15 protein-coding genes are annotated in these 13,854 nt (G+C 40.9%); 9 read left to right on the top strand and 6 right to left on the bottom strand.

Annotated elements, in window-relative coordinates; all coding sequences use genetic code 11:
- Positions 1 to 11 precede the first annotated feature (11 nt).
- The 6 genes from CTN07_RS17785 to CTN07_RS17760 all read left to right on the top strand — a co-directional run bounded on the left by CTN07_RS17785 (position 12) and on the right by CTN07_RS17760 (position 5,774).
- Entirely contained in the window at positions 12 to 626 is a 615-nt protein-coding gene (locus tag CTN07_RS17785; RefSeq protein ID WP_005304232.1) for an NAD(P)H-dependent oxidoreductase, read from the top strand.
- A gap of 5 nt (positions 627 to 631) precedes the next feature.
- Positions 632 to 2,596: a monovalent cation:proton antiporter-2 (CPA2) family protein gene (locus CTN07_RS17780; RefSeq protein WP_005304234.1), complete on the top strand. Its 1,965-nt coding sequence runs from the start codon at positions 632 to 634 to the stop codon at positions 2,594 to 2,596.
- Between the two features lie 110 nt (positions 2,597 to 2,706).
- Positions 2,707 to 4,398, top strand: a complete 1,692-nt coding sequence (locus CTN07_RS17775; RefSeq protein WP_005304237.1) for an asparagine synthetase B family protein — start codon at positions 2,707 to 2,709, stop codon at positions 4,396 to 4,398.
- A 118-nt stretch (positions 4,399 to 4,516) separates the two neighbouring features.
- Positions 4,517 to 5,056, top strand: a complete 540-nt coding sequence (locus CTN07_RS17770) for an NUDIX hydrolase (protein WP_005304240.1) — start codon at positions 4,517 to 4,519, stop codon at positions 5,054 to 5,056.
- 3 nt (positions 5,057 to 5,059) lie between these two features.
- On the top strand, positions 5,060 to 5,275 hold the full coding sequence (locus CTN07_RS17765; protein WP_036765410.1) for a DUF3820 family protein: 216 nt from the start codon (positions 5,060 to 5,062) through the stop codon (positions 5,273 to 5,275).
- A gap of 10 nt (positions 5,276 to 5,285) precedes the next feature.
- Positions 5,286 to 5,774: a leucine-rich repeat domain-containing protein gene (locus tag CTN07_RS17760; protein WP_086368229.1), complete on the top strand. Its 489-nt coding sequence runs from the start codon at positions 5,286 to 5,288 to the stop codon at positions 5,772 to 5,774.
- Positions 5,775 to 5,848: 74 nt separating this feature from the next.
- Here CTN07_RS17760 and CTN07_RS17755 read toward each other — a convergent pair whose 3' ends face one another.
- From CTN07_RS17755 to CTN07_RS17735, 5 genes are all read right to left on the bottom strand, one after another.
- Positions 5,849 to 6,229: a hypothetical protein gene (locus CTN07_RS17755; RefSeq protein ID WP_036765415.1), complete on the bottom strand. Its 381-nt coding sequence runs from the start codon at positions 6,227 to 6,229 to the stop codon at positions 5,849 to 5,851.
- 155 nt (positions 6,230 to 6,384) lie between these two features.
- Complete coding sequence (locus CTN07_RS17750; RefSeq protein WP_005304247.1) at positions 6,385 to 7,680, bottom strand: DEAD/DEAH box helicase; 1,296 nt, start codon at positions 7,678 to 7,680, stop codon at positions 6,385 to 6,387.
- A 175-nt stretch (positions 7,681 to 7,855) separates the two neighbouring features.
- A complete protein-coding gene (locus CTN07_RS17745; protein WP_005304250.1) occupies positions 7,856 to 8,278 on the bottom strand; it encodes a DUF3010 family protein in 423 nt (140 codons plus the stop codon).
- A gap of 174 nt (positions 8,279 to 8,452) precedes the next feature.
- Positions 8,453 to 8,803, bottom strand: a complete 351-nt coding sequence (locus tag CTN07_RS17740) for a hypothetical protein (RefSeq protein WP_005304253.1) — start codon at positions 8,801 to 8,803, stop codon at positions 8,453 to 8,455.
- A gap of 70 nt (positions 8,804 to 8,873) precedes the next feature.
- Positions 8,874 to 9,380: a YgjP-like metallopeptidase domain-containing protein gene (locus CTN07_RS17735; protein WP_036765418.1), complete on the bottom strand. Its 507-nt coding sequence runs from the start codon at positions 9,378 to 9,380 to the stop codon at positions 8,874 to 8,876.
- A gap of 106 nt (positions 9,381 to 9,486) precedes the next feature.
- Here CTN07_RS17735 and CTN07_RS17730 point away from each other — a divergent pair, with 106 nt between their 5' ends.
- On the top strand, positions 9,487 to 9,939 hold the full coding sequence (locus tag CTN07_RS17730) for a methyltransferase family protein (RefSeq protein ID WP_036765420.1): 453 nt from the start codon (positions 9,487 to 9,489) through the stop codon (positions 9,937 to 9,939).
- Between the two features lie 70 nt (positions 9,940 to 10,009).
- Positions 10,010 to 10,543 (top strand): molybdopterin adenylyltransferase, encoded by a 534-nt coding sequence (gene mog, locus CTN07_RS17725; protein WP_005304256.1) that lies wholly within the window; start codon positions 10,010 to 10,012, stop codon positions 10,541 to 10,543.
- A gap of 122 nt (positions 10,544 to 10,665) precedes the next feature.
- On the opposite strand, the gene CTN07_RS17720 is transcribed toward mog, so the two are convergent.
- On the bottom strand, positions 10,666 to 11,130 hold the full coding sequence (locus CTN07_RS17720) for a hypothetical protein (RefSeq protein WP_036765423.1): 465 nt from the start codon (positions 11,128 to 11,130) through the stop codon (positions 10,666 to 10,668).
- A gap of 238 nt (positions 11,131 to 11,368) precedes the next feature.
- Here CTN07_RS17720 and mrcB point away from each other — a divergent pair, with 238 nt between their 5' ends.
- On the top strand, positions 11,369 to 13,741 hold the full coding sequence (mrcB, locus tag CTN07_RS17715; RefSeq protein ID WP_036765426.1) for a penicillin-binding protein 1B: 2,373 nt from the start codon (positions 11,369 to 11,371) through the stop codon (positions 13,739 to 13,741).
- The last annotated feature ends 113 nt before the right edge of the window (positions 13,742 to 13,854 follow it).

Here is a 13,854-nt window from a genome sequence, read left to right as displayed (position 1 = left end):
AGAAGGAAGTTATGGCAGAAAAGAAAAAGATTCTCTTATTATTTGCTCACCCATCTCCTGAGCGCTCAGAAGTTAATTTTCCCCTATTTCGTGCATCTCAAACAGTCGACAATGTAACAACTGTGGATTTATACGCGGAGTACCCGACGTTTCGTATTAATATCGACCGTGAACAGCAACGCCTGTGTGAGCACGATATTATTATCTTTATGTTCCCACTTTATTGGTACTCCACACCGGCAATTTTAAAAGAATGGCAAGATTTAGTTTTAGAGTATGGATTTGCCTACGGCTCCGAAGGAACTAAGCTACACGGTAAAACCTTTTTGTGTGCATTAACGGCTGGTGGTGCTGAATCTGCGTATCGTCATGAAGGTTATAACCATTACACTATTCGAGAGTTATTACAGCCCCTTGAGCAGATGGCGGATCTAACCGGTATGGACTTTATCGCTCCGTTTGCTTTATTTGGAGCCCGTACTGCAGTGGAAGAACATCGTGTGGGATCGCACATTAATAATTGGAAACAGGTGTTGATTGCATTGCGAGACAATAAGTTTGATTTAGCGCTGGCTAAAACGCTATCTAAACTCAATCACCATTTACCAGAATTGATTAAGGACTAACGAGCATGACGGGATATTTTCTTCAGGCCTTTATCTACCTTTTTGCTGCTGTTATTGCTGTACCTATTGCTAAGCGTTTAGGTCTGGGCTCGGTGTTGGGCTACTTAATTGCAGGTGTTGTTATTGGCCCTGTTATTGGCTTGGTTGGCAGTGAAACAACGACTATTCAGCACTTTGCCGAGTTTGGCGTTGTTATGATGTTGTTCCTTGTCGGCCTAGAATTAGAACCGCGTATGCTATGGGATATGCGTCATCGATTAATAGGGTTAGGTGGCTTACAAGTAGGCTTATCAACTCTTGTCGTGATGGGTATTGCGATGGCCTTTGGTATTGGCTGGACTATTGCATTAACCATAGGTCTTATTTTCTCTCTGTCATCAACGGCGATTGTACTGCAAACCTTTAATGAAAAAGGGCTGAGTAAAACAGAGGGCGGGCGTACAGCCTTTTCGGTGCTGTTATTCCAAGATATTGCCGTGATCCCGATGTTGGCCTTAATTCCGCTCTTAGCGCTGCCTGATCTTGTTGCCAAAGCGCAAAGTGCCGCTCAGCAAGTAGCCGAACATCATGATTCATTAAGTTTAGTTGCGGGATTACCTGGCTGGGCTTATGCGCTAGTGGTTATTTTAGCTATTGTTGGTGTCGTTGTTGGTGGACATTATTTAAGCCGCCCTCTGTTTCGCTTTGTCGCTTCATCTGGCTTGAGAGAAATCTTTACCGCAACTGCGCTTATGTTAGTGATAGGTATTGCGGCGCTAATGAGTCTGGTTGGATTGTCTCCCGCTCTTGGTACTTTCCTTGCTGGTGTCGTACTTGCTAACAGTGAGTTCCGTCATGAATTAGAGTCAAACATTGAGCCATTTAAAGGCCTATTACTTGGTTTGTTCTTTATTACTGTGGGTGCAGGCATCGACTTTAATGTTCTATTTGATCAGTTTGGTATTGTTATTGGCATGACACTTGGCGTGATGTTAATTAAAGCTCTGGTACTATTACTGCTGTCATTTATCTTTAAAGTGAAAGGACGTGATCGCTGGTTGTTTGCGTTAAGTTTGGCGCAAGCGGGTGAATTTGGTTTTGTGTTACTAAGCTATACCGTACAAAATCATGTGTTACCGGTTGAGATCTCCCAAACCTTATCGCTGGTTGTCGCTCTGTCCATGTTCCTAACCCCTGGGTTATTTATTTTGTTTGATCGAGTGATTGAACCGCGCTTTGCCGAATCCATTAATGATCGCGAAGCAGATACGATTGATGAGGAAGGGACGGTTGTTATTGCTGGTATTGGTCGTTTCGGTCAGATCGTTAACCGTTTATTAGTGGCAAATGGTATTAAAACGGTAGTGCTTGATCATGATGCAGGCCTAATTGAAAACATGCGCCAAATTCGAATTAAAAGTTTCTATGGTGATGCTACCCGAGATGATCTACTTCACAGTACTGGGATTGCTGAGGCGAAAGTATTTGTTGTTGCTATAGATGACAAAGAGCGCGCTATCGATTTGGTTAAACATGTAAAACATACTTATCCAAAAGTGAAAATATTGGCTCGTGCATACGACCGAGGGCACCATTACTCGTTAAGAAATGCAGGTGCTGATTATGTGATCAGTGAAACCTATCGTTCAGCATTAGCTCTAGGTACTGAAGTATTAAAAGAGATGGGGGTTCACCCGTTTAAAGCAGAGCAGCAAAAAGCCGCTTTTGTTGAGACTGAAGCGCAAAGCAAAGATATTTTGTTCCAGACATGGAAAGAGAGCACAGAAGATGATCGTTTCAACGCATCTTATCGTGAACTGTTTATGCAGTTAGAAGACGCTTTAAGTGAAGCAATGAAACGCGAACGTGGCGATCGTCATTCAAAATCTGAGCGAGGATGGACGCCGCCGCCAAAAGGCTATGATGATGTTGTTGAACAGATTCAGGCAGAAAAAGAAGAGGAAGAACAAGAGCAAAAATCTGCTCAATAATTGTTAACTCATTCATAAAATTAAGAAGGCTCAGATAATCATTGTCTGGGCCTTTTTCTTTGGCGTAAAACTTGCTGCATTTCATTGAGTCTTCGCAAAGTGAGTATGTGATGAGTATTATTGCAGGATTTTTTTTATTAGAACCAGATAAAACCGATCCTGAATTTGTTGATGGGATTGAAGATCTTATTCGAACTCACATTTCTCGACGAGCAACTGACACGCGTTATGAATATACCGATGGGTATTTGTATCTTTGTCGTGTTGATCTAGGTTGCTATCATGAAGCCAGTTGGGCTGAAGATCATACACGGTTAACCACCATATTAGGTCACACTTTTATTAGTGCTTCTTTAACGCAAGATACCAACCATCTATTCTCTCATGGTGTATCGGCTCGCTCACTAGAAAAAGCCGATGGAACTTATACCGCTTTGCAATATGACAAAATTGAGCGAGAACTTACAGTATGCTTTGATTCTTTGTCTTTACGTCCTTTGTATTACCTGCAAATTAATCAAATGGTTATATTCAGCTCTTGTCAGCGAATTTATCCAAAGCTTGGTTTGAATTTAACCGTGGATATGAATGCCATCAGTGAGATTGCAACTATAGGCTTCCCATTGGCGGGAAAAACACGTTATCAAGATGTGCGAAGTGTACAAGCTGGGGAGCAACTCACCATCAATCTTTCGGGTATATCTATAAAAACTGGATTTAATTGGGGCGATTATCAGCCTCAGTTACTGAATGAAAAAAGTGCATTGTCTCTGTTTGAGCAGACTTTCTCATCGGTTCTCAATAAATATCGTAAATCAGATAATAATATGGTGAGCACTTTATCAGGAGGTCTTGATTCTAGGGTTCTGGTGGAAGCGTTACATCAACGGGGAACGGTTATTGAGTGTATCAACTTTTCCAGAGCTAATAGTCAAGATGATATTTATGCCAGTCAATATGCTCACACTCGTCATATTCGATTGCGCCAGATAGAAGTGGAAGATACTCAAGCTGTTAGTGTGGAATATCGCTTAGGTCAATATTGGCGTCGTTTGAACTTTAGTTTTTATCAGCAGGTAGAGCGTCCCAGACTGTTTTGGTCGGGGAATGGTGGGAGTGTCTGCTTAGGTATGGTGTACTTTAGTGATGATATTGCTAAAGCGTGTGAATCGGGTAGTGTAGAAGCTGTTGCTGATGCTTATATCGATTTACAGCAAGCGTATATACCCAAGCGTCTTGTTAAAGGGGCGGCTGAACTTCAACAGCAATTGCGTAAAACCATCATTGCTTGCCTCACAAAATATGCCAATGTTGATCTTTTTAAAGCGTACCAATTATTTTTATGGGAAAACGATCAGCATCAGCATTTAGTTTCAGCGTATGAAGATATGGACATCTATCGTCTTGATTTTTATCTTCCTTTTTATGCCAAGTCTCTGTTAGATGTCATTCATCGCATTCCGCCTCAGTTATTATTAAAGCATCAATTTTATATGACATGGGTGCGGACATATTTACCAGATGCATTATGCTCACCATGGCAAGTATATCCAGGTCATGAGCCGTGTGATCTTGCTGACAATATTATCCAAGCCCCGATCTCTCAGTGGCAATTAAAGCGCCCTTGGTCGGCAAAAATGAAACTGATAAAGACTGGGATCTCTGCCTTTTTTGATACTCAAAATACTTTTTATCATCGCCATTATTTAGGGGCAAATTGTATTCTAACTGCGTTGGGACTCTACAACGGTTCTGCGACTTTGAATGTGATAAATCGGATGAACCAAGCCTTATCAGAATAGTGTTACCGCTGCGGTTTATTAAAATATTTTTGGGCGGAGAAAAGAGAGAGAGCATTTGAGCTCAAGGCTAACCCTAGGTACAATGCCGAGCCTTATTATTTACTAGAATTCAATCATCATGCGCTTACTTCGCTCAACAACTCATCCAGATCTTACCGATTTATCAGGCTCTATGTTTCATCGTTTAGCTGCTCGTGCCATCATTCTAGATGGTGAAGATATCTTATTATTGTACACCGAGCGCTATCATGATTACTCTCTGCCTGGCGGTGGTGTGGATGCTGGTGAAGATATTGTGGCTGGGATGATCCGAGAGCTTGAAGAAGAGACTGGCGCACAAAATATACGTAACATTAAAGAGTTTGGTCTATATGAAGAATACCGTCCTTGGTATAAACCAGATTTTGATATTGTTCATATGGAGTCATACTGTTTTACTTGTGAAATCGATCGTCAGTTAGGTCAAACTCGACTAGAAGATTATGAAGTGAAAAATGGTATGCGTCCGGTATGGATCAATATTTTTGACGCTATTGCTCACAACGAAAAAACCATTCAAGAAAGTGACAAAAAAGGTTTGTCTATTGAACGTGAAACTTTCTTGTTAAAACAAGTGGTGGCTGAGTGTTTAACGGCTAATTTACAGCAAGCAGGCTAAGTGATGTTTAATAAAGAACATTTGGTGAAATTAGCAAATACTAAGATGCCATTTGGTAAATACAGTGGCCGAGTGATCATCGATCTACCAGAAGAGTATTTGCTTTGGTTCCAGAAAAAAGGCTTTCCTGAAGGTGAACTAGGCTTGCTGATGGCACTTGCGCTTGAATTTAGGGTCGAAGGATTAGAATCGGTTATTAGACCACTAAGAAATGAGTAATAAGGTTAGTATGAGAACAAAACTGGGCTGGGTCGGGATCGCTGCGTGTAGCTTATGGCTGTCAGGTTGCGCACAGCATTATGCAAGTGTGTATGAAATTCCATTTAAAGACCCTAAATTTAAGGCGTGTGTTTTAAAAAAAGGGATAACTGATACCAGTCAGTTTACTGAGCTTGATTGTTCTCATTATGGTATTACTTCTGCAAGTGAAATTACTAACTTTCAGAATTTAGAAACTTTAGATCTGGCGTTTAATAAACTGCAGCATCTTGATATCAGTGATAATGAAAATTTGAAGGTTGTTAGCCTTGAAGGTAATCGTCTTGCGTATTTAGATGTAAGCGATAATGATGATATTAAAGTGGTGAACGTCAGTAATAATCCGCTAAGTCGATTAGAGTTGAGCCGCAAGCAGAATGTTTCTTACGTTAATATTGGTAACACACGTATTAAACATTTTCGTCATAAAGGGCAGATCACAACGTTAATTGTTGAATAGGATCAGACTTTGTTGACGGGTATAGAAATGCGCTTAAAGGGGCGCATTTTTTATGTTTGTAAGATGACCAAATATCATACTGTTTCAAAGTAGAATTTATACTCGCGAATCCCCTCTATCTGAACACCGTTTTCTCGTAATTCTAGATATTGTTTTAGCTTAATGGTTTTAAAGTTCATTGCTTTCAATGCAAGAATTATCCGTAAATCATCCATTGAATTTGACTTAGCATCTGAAGTACAGGCATTGCAAATAACATGAGTTTTGGGTTTGAATCCAACCTTAATCAGCCAATGTAGATCTTTAGAGTCTTTATGAGTCCCACAAAAGTAACAGTGATTTTCTTGCTCTAATGCGGCTTGCTCTCTCAATTCTTTAGGACTTAGCTGCGTGGCTGGAGAAGACGCATTATTTTTCTTATTACTAAACGCAGAAAACTGAACGATGTTAGACATTGGGTTAGCTCTTATTTATTAAGAAATATATAGGGTGATGAAAAACCACAGTGACACATCACCATACCTTATTTTTTGCTTCGGTTGATCAAATTGTTATTTATACAAAAGGCAGCCACTGCTGCCTTTTATGTGATTTATTAAGCTCAAGAAAATTAAGAGTTCTTCAACCAAACGTCTGCTTGCTGGGCTGCTTGTTTCTTTTTGCGTTTTTTCTTGCCTGTACCTTCTGGTTTGGCCATAGGTTTTTTCACATCAAGCATCTTTTTCGCTTTGGCTTCATCAAACTCAAAGCCAGCAACTTGCTCGCGCTCAAGACGGATTTTGTTTTTCTTCTCAATAACTTTGAAGTGATGGAAGTCTTCATAATCAATCAAAGAGATCGCTAAACCAGCTTCACCAGCACGGCCACTACGACCAATACGGTGCATGTAATCGGATGGGCTTCGAGGTAAGTCAACGTTAATAACGACAGGAAGTTTTTCAATATCTAGACCACGGGCAGCAATATCGGTTGCAATTAAGACTTCAATTTTACCTGATTTGAAATCTTCAATGATACGAGTACGAGAGCTTTGTGCTTTATCACCATGGAAAACTTCAGCTTCAATACCACGCTTATGTAGTTTTTCAGCGAGGTGTTTACAGCTGTTTTTTGCTGCAACAAATACTAGCGCCTGTCGCCATTGATTCTGCTTAATAAGATGAGCCAGAACTGCAGTTTTTTCACCTTTATTTACAGTGTATACGTGTTGTTCAATGGTGCTAGCATCATCACTTTGAATTTGGATTTCTACTGGGTTATTCAGTAGATCTTGAGTTAGCGACTGAACCTGTTCTGGGAATGTAGCTGAAAATAGCAGTGTTTGTTTCTGCTTTGGCAACTGATTTAGAACGTTTGTTAGCTCTTCAGTAAAGCCAAGGCTAAGCATGCGATCGGCTTCATCAAGGACTAGGGTTTTAACGCGATCAAGTTTGATTGCATTGTGATCAACTAAATCAAGTAAACGACCAGGTGTCGCAACTAAAATATCTGCACCATGACGTAGCTCTAGCATCTGAGCATTAGTGGAAACACCACCGTATACAGCAGCAGTCTTAATCGCCCCATTAAAATGAGCAGAGTACGAAGTGATGCTGTCAGCAACCTGTCGAGCCAGTTCACGAGTCGGTACTAAAACAAGTGCAGAAACAAAGTTACCACGACGACCATGAGTTTGGTCTGACTGCTTCTGTGAATAAAGCTCTTGTAAGATAGGAAGCGCAAATGCCGCGGTTTTACCTGCACCCGTATTGGCTCCTGCAATTACATCACGTCCTGCTAATACATTCGGAATTACTTGTCCTTGAATTGGTGTTGGCTGCTGGTATCCCGACTCGGTTACACGAGCGAGTAAAGGCTGAATTAGGGCAAGTTCTGTAAAGCTGGTTAGTGCTGTAGCAATTGTCATGGGTAATTGATGATCTAGGTAAAATAAAAGGAGGGCATCTTAACGCATTTATGACCAGTGAAGTAGCACTATGTTGAATTGGAGAGCAACTTTAATGTAAGAAGAAGGGATAATTGGAGAATAAGACAGCCTAAAGTTCTAAGTAAGAAAAATAGGCTGCCTTTAAAAAGGAGGCTTACTTGCTTAGGAATGCATAAGCAGTTGTAAATGCCGCTTCTTGGAACTGGCGTAGACCGGTTGCACGGAACTCGATCATCATTGGGTTACGCTTTAGCTTCTGTTTGATGTCGCTGTTAGACATAAAGCTTACATCTAAACCATCTATTAGCTGGATAGCAGTTTCTAGTTTGAAACCAATTGCGCTACCTGCGAACTTACCACGAGTTTCACGAGAGCGAATAACAACTTTATCTACTTGGTAATCTTCTAGTAGTTTCTTAAATGCGAATTGGAAATCACGCATTTTTTGGTTATCCCAAGCATCGTCCATGATGAATTTTTGAGTACGGCATTCAGGAATACCAAAAACACCTTGCTCTAGCGTTAGTAGACAGATCACAGCTTCATTGCTACGTAGCTCAACGGCACAAATTTTCATCGTTTTACCTTGTTAGAATTAATCTCTAACTATTGTATGTGAAAAAAAGTTCGGATGTTAGTGATTATCGCTGTTTGAGCGGAATTTGTGTTTTGGGGGTAAAAGAAAAAACCTCAGTTGATCTCTCAACTAAGGTTTTTGAAATTTGGCTTTTGCAAGTCAGACTTATTCTAATTAAGCGCGTTTAGGCTGTTGGTAAGTACGGCCAGCTGCTTGATAAGTATCACGTTGCTTAATTTCGAAGTTAGTGTAGAAGAACCATGCCGCAAACTTCAGCATTTCTTCACCTTCATTCATAACCCACTCAACGAACTCTTGCTCTTCGCCTGCTTCGTTTTCTTGAGTGAATACATGATAAATACGCTTTTCGCCTTCGATTTCAGCTAGACAAAAATGACCTTTAAGATCTTCAGCAGCCTGTGCGATCTCTTCTTCTTCAACAGCACTTAGTGCATTAAGAACATCAGTGATGGTTTCTTTTTGTGCTAGCTCTTTTACCAACACTTCAAATTCATTCTGTTGCATGTTATCTCATCTCACGGTGATATTGAGCGCATTATACCCAAATGACTTTAAGATACTAGTCTGTACTCCATTACTCGTACACAGGGCCAAAAAACTCGACCTGAGTAAGATATAAACGGGTATCAAATTCTAACTGATGATAGTTTGGCTCCATATGACAGCATAGCTGGTAGAATGCTTTGTGGTGTTCCTTCTCTTTAATATGAGCCAATTCATGTACCACAATCATACGCAATAACGGCAAGGGTGCATTTTTAAACAAGGCTGCAATCTTGATTTCATTCTTTGCTTTCAGCTTATTACCATGCACTCGAGAGACAAAAGTGTGTAAACCTAAAGCGTGATTTACCACATTGATTTTGTTATCGAAATTTACCTTACTCAACGGTGCTGATTTTTTAATATATTGATTTTTTAGGTCAATCGTAAAATCGTACAAGGCTTTTTCTGTTGTGATTGTGTGTGGCTTAGGATAGCGCTTAAGTAGTAAATCTTTGAGTTTATCTTGCTCAATAAGACGCTGTACTTGTTCGAGTAGATGAGGTGGATAACCTTGTAGGTACTTGAGTTGCTTCATTTATGATGGGCTCGGTCGATAACTTGGGTATATACTCTAAACACTATTCGTAGCGCTTGAGTCGGTGCTGATGATACCTTTGACTCAAACCTAAAGGAACGTTTTTATGTCTTTAAAAGTCCCTCCTCCTATTTGGCTGCTTCTGGCCCTTGTTTCGATGGCATTGGTTTCGCACTATGCTCCATTAGGTTACTTTGATTTTCCGTTAAAAAACGCCGTAGTCATAGCGATCTGCTTTATTGGTTCAATTCCCGGATTCTCTGCGGTTTATCTGTTCTCTAAAGCAAAAACAACGTTAGATCCTCGAAACCCAAAGCGGACATCGCAGCTGGTCACGTCAGGAATTTATCAGTTTACTCGTAATCCGATGTATCTAAGTTTGGCGCTGTATTTATTGGCTGCGGCGATCTATTCAGGAACCTATAGTCCATTTTTGGTTCTTCCTGTATTTATTGGTTTGATTTCGTATTTACAGATTGCGCCAGAAGAGGAAGTATTGAGGGCGATGTTTGGTCAAGAGTACAGCGAATACTGTAAAAAAGTACGTAGATGGTGCTAATACCGTGACATTCTCCGCCTGAACTATAAGATGTAATAAAACTAAGATAAGAGCTTATAAGGGATAAACCATGACTAAAGCCAAAATTGGTATCGTAACCGTTAGTGATCGCGCAAGTGCTGGTGTATATGAAGACATTTCAGGACAAGCTATTATTGATACGCTAAACGACTACTTAACGTCGGAGTGGGAACCTGTTTATCAAGTGATCCCTGATGAGCAAGATGTGATTGAAGCAACTTTAATTAAGATGACAGATGAAGAGAACTGTTGTTTGGTTGTAACCACTGGCGGTACGGGTCCAGCAAAGCGTGATGTGACACCAGAAGCGACAGAAGCTGTGTGTGATCGCATGATGCCTGGCTTTGGTGAGTTAATGCGTGCTGAATCACTTAAATTTGTTCCAACAGCGATTTTGTCTCGTCAAACAGCGGGTCTTCGTGGTGACAGCTTGATTGTGAATCTTCCTGGTAAGCCAAAATCCATTCGTGAATGTTTGGACGCTGTATTCCCTGCTATTCCATACTGTATTGATCTGATGGAAGGCCCATTCTTAGTCTGTAATGAAGACGTTATTAAACCTTTCCGTCCAAAACAAAAGTAACGTTTTAGGCGTAAATTTATTAATAACATTTGATATAGAATGTTAAAAAACCGCTTAATCTCAGACGTGCCTATCGAGCATTACGTTATCGATGATGACATAAGAGATAAGCGGTTTTCTTTTTATTTGTTTTCTTCTGGCTCAGAGAAACCAGATAAAGATGCGTAGCGGTGTAGCAGCTCGGTCAGCGTTTGAACCCACTCAAAAGCATTCTTTGCTGGATTTTGAAGAATCTTTTCGACTTCTTCACAATGCTGCTCTAGTGTGACTGCTTCTTCAAGTTGAAACGACATTGCGTAGAAGTGCCATAAAAGTAGGCGAGTCATACGTTCAATATTTTGTTTTGCATTGTCAGTATGAGCAAACGCCTCATTGACTTCACTTAGCGCAATGGCGGTCATACGTAACATTGCATCAAATTGCGCAGATTTTAAGCGCTCTTCGTTTTCTGTTTCTTCTTGTTCAAAAGTAAACAGTTCCTGCATCTCTTCTTCCGATACCATTCGGCCTAGTACACGTAAGCTAAATTCTTCAAGCTCATGGCGTGGCATCGTAAGCAGACAATTTAAGGTATAATCTCGTTCCATAGTCACTCTCGTTCTAATTTCACTGCAAAGTATACCTAAGTTTTCGGTTTTTAGTGATCATTTAGGATATATATGATTTATAGCTTTGACATAAGAATGACATCTTATTTTATAAATCGATTAATGTAGCTTAAGTTAAAGTACTTTTTAGCAAATATAGGATGAGCCGTTAGTGTTTCCTTTACGAGACAAAAATCGTAGAGTGCAAACGAAGACAAACTCATGATGTAGAGAAACGATGACGTCAAATAATTCACAATCAGGACTACCCGAACAGGATAGTCAACATACTAAGCAGCCATCAAAGCTGAAGAAAGTATTACTTCGTAGCTTGATTGCCGCTGCGCTTGTTGGTGGTGCCGGTGCTGTGTACGTTGGGCATCAACTCAATGAAATAGTGACCGCTAAGTTTTCATCTGGCCAGCTGTGGAAGTTGCCATCTGTGGTGTATGCTCGTGAGCTAACGCTTCAGCCTGGTTCGCCAATTTCTTATAAGAACTTACTTAACGAGTTGCGCGTACTTCACTACACCAAAGTGAAAAAGCCAGATGAGAGCGGTGAGTATTCTGCTAATGGTTGGCGAATTGAGTTTGTACGTCGTCCATTCCAGTTTAAAGAAGGGGCAGAGGGTGCGCGTGATGTTGCAGTAACCTTTGATGGTAACAGCATTAAGCAAATCACTGACCTTGATAAAAATCAGGAACTGGGCTTCCTTCGCATGGACCCTAAAATGCTAGGTATGCTGGAGTCGCGTACCCCTGAGCAGCGTATTTATGTTCCTGCTGATAAAATGCCAAAAGAGCTAGTTAACGGCTTGATCGCAACAGAAGATCGTCATTTCTATGAACATGATGGTATTTCGCTGGTGGGTATTGCTCGTGCTTTTATCGCTAATATTAAAGCGGGTCATACGGTTCAAGGTGGTAGTACCTTAACTCAGCAGCTAGCGAAAAATATGTTCCTATCTAGTGAGCGTAGTTTATGGCGTAAAGCAAAAGAAGCGTACATGGCGATCATCATTGATGCGCGTTACGGCAAGCAAGAAGTTCTTGATGCCTATATGAACCAAGTGTATCTAGCTCAAAATGGTAACCATGGTATTCACGGTTTTGCTTTAGCGTCTCGTTACTACTTTGGTCGTCCTCTGTCTGAGCTACGTATTGATCAGATGGCTCTTATGGTTGGTCTGGTTAAAGGGCCTTCATATTATAATCCTTGGCGCTATCCAGAGCGTGCTAAAGAGCGTCGTAATGTTGTTCTTAAGCTGATGGCTGACAATAATGTGATTACCCAAGAGCAGTATCAAGACGCCATCAAGCTGCCTCTTGATATTCAAGCTAAAGGTGAGCTATCAAAACGCCAGCCTGCTTATTTTGGTCAGATCCGTGCAGAGCTTGAAGAAAAAGTAGGTGATGCATTTAAATCTGGTGAAGGTTTACGTCTATTCACTTCTCTTGATCCTCAGTCGCAAGATGCTGCTGATCAAGCGGTGAAGAAGATGATTCCGATCATTGAGAAGCAACGTGCAGGCAAAGATCTTGAAACTGCGATGGTGATTGCTGATCGTAAAACGGGTGAAATTCGTGCCATGATAGGCAGTAGTAATCCGGGTTACGCTGGCTATAACCGAGCAATTGATGCTCAGCGTCAAATTGGTTCTGTCGTAAAACCTGCGATTTATCTTACTGCCTTGGCTCAGCCAGAGAAATATTCATTGGCAACAACGCTTGAAGATAAACCACTGTCGATTAAATTGCCGAACGGTGATGTATGGAAACCTCGTAACTATAGCCGCACATTTAGTGGTCAGGTTCCATTATTCTTGGCTTTGGCAAAATCTATGAACGTACCTACGGTAAACTTAGGTATGGCATTGGGTGTTGAGAATGTGATTAAGACCATGGTTACTCTTGGTGTTGACGCAAATGATATTCCTGATGTGCCAGCTATTTTATTAGGTGCTGTTGCTCTGCCTCCACTTCAAGTGGCTCAAATGTATCAGACTATCACCAATGAAGGGGCTAAAGCGCCATTAACCGCGCTGAATGCCGTTGTTGATGAAAAAGGTGATGTACTATATCAAAACTGGCCAAAAGCGGCTCAAGTAGTACCGCCTCAAGCTGCATGGTTAACCACTTATGATATGCAGCAAGTAGTAAAACAAGGTACGGCTCGTTCGTTGGGCAGAATGTATCCAAATATGCATCTAGCTGGTAAAACAGGGACAACAGACCAAGGTAAAGACAGCTGGTTTGTTGGCGCAGATGGCCGTGAAGTGGTTGCTGTTTGGATGGGACGTGATGATAATAAGAGTGCGAATCTAACTGGTTCAACAGGTGCTCTACGTCTTTATGAAGATTACATTAAGCGTCGTGGCCCAGAGCCTCTAGAACTGCGTCTTCCTGCTAATATTACTGGTTTTAATTATGATGTAATGCCAGATGGTACATATCAGCAAAGTTGTACAGGTACTACTCGACTACCCGTTTGGGATCCAAACAACGATCTTAAAATGGATTGTAGTGTGCCTGTTCAACAACAAGTAAAAGAGCATGTACAAGAAGCACAGCAGCAAGTAGAAGGTTTCTTTAACCGCTTATTTAACTGGTAAGTTACTTAGTAAATAAGTTACAGAAATCGTCACTGTAAAACAGACAATGCCACTGGGAGCGATCTCAGTGGCATTGTTGTTTTTATCTAAGAGCGTTTAATTTATCTGGTTAT

The sequence above is a fragment of the Photobacterium damselae genome, from assembly GCF_003026815.1.
Lineage (GTDB): Bacteria > Pseudomonadota > Gammaproteobacteria > Enterobacterales > Vibrionaceae > Photobacterium > Photobacterium damselae.
The sequence above is the reverse complement of the archived record's forward strand: the minus strand, read 5'-3'. Positions and strand labels throughout refer to the sequence as shown.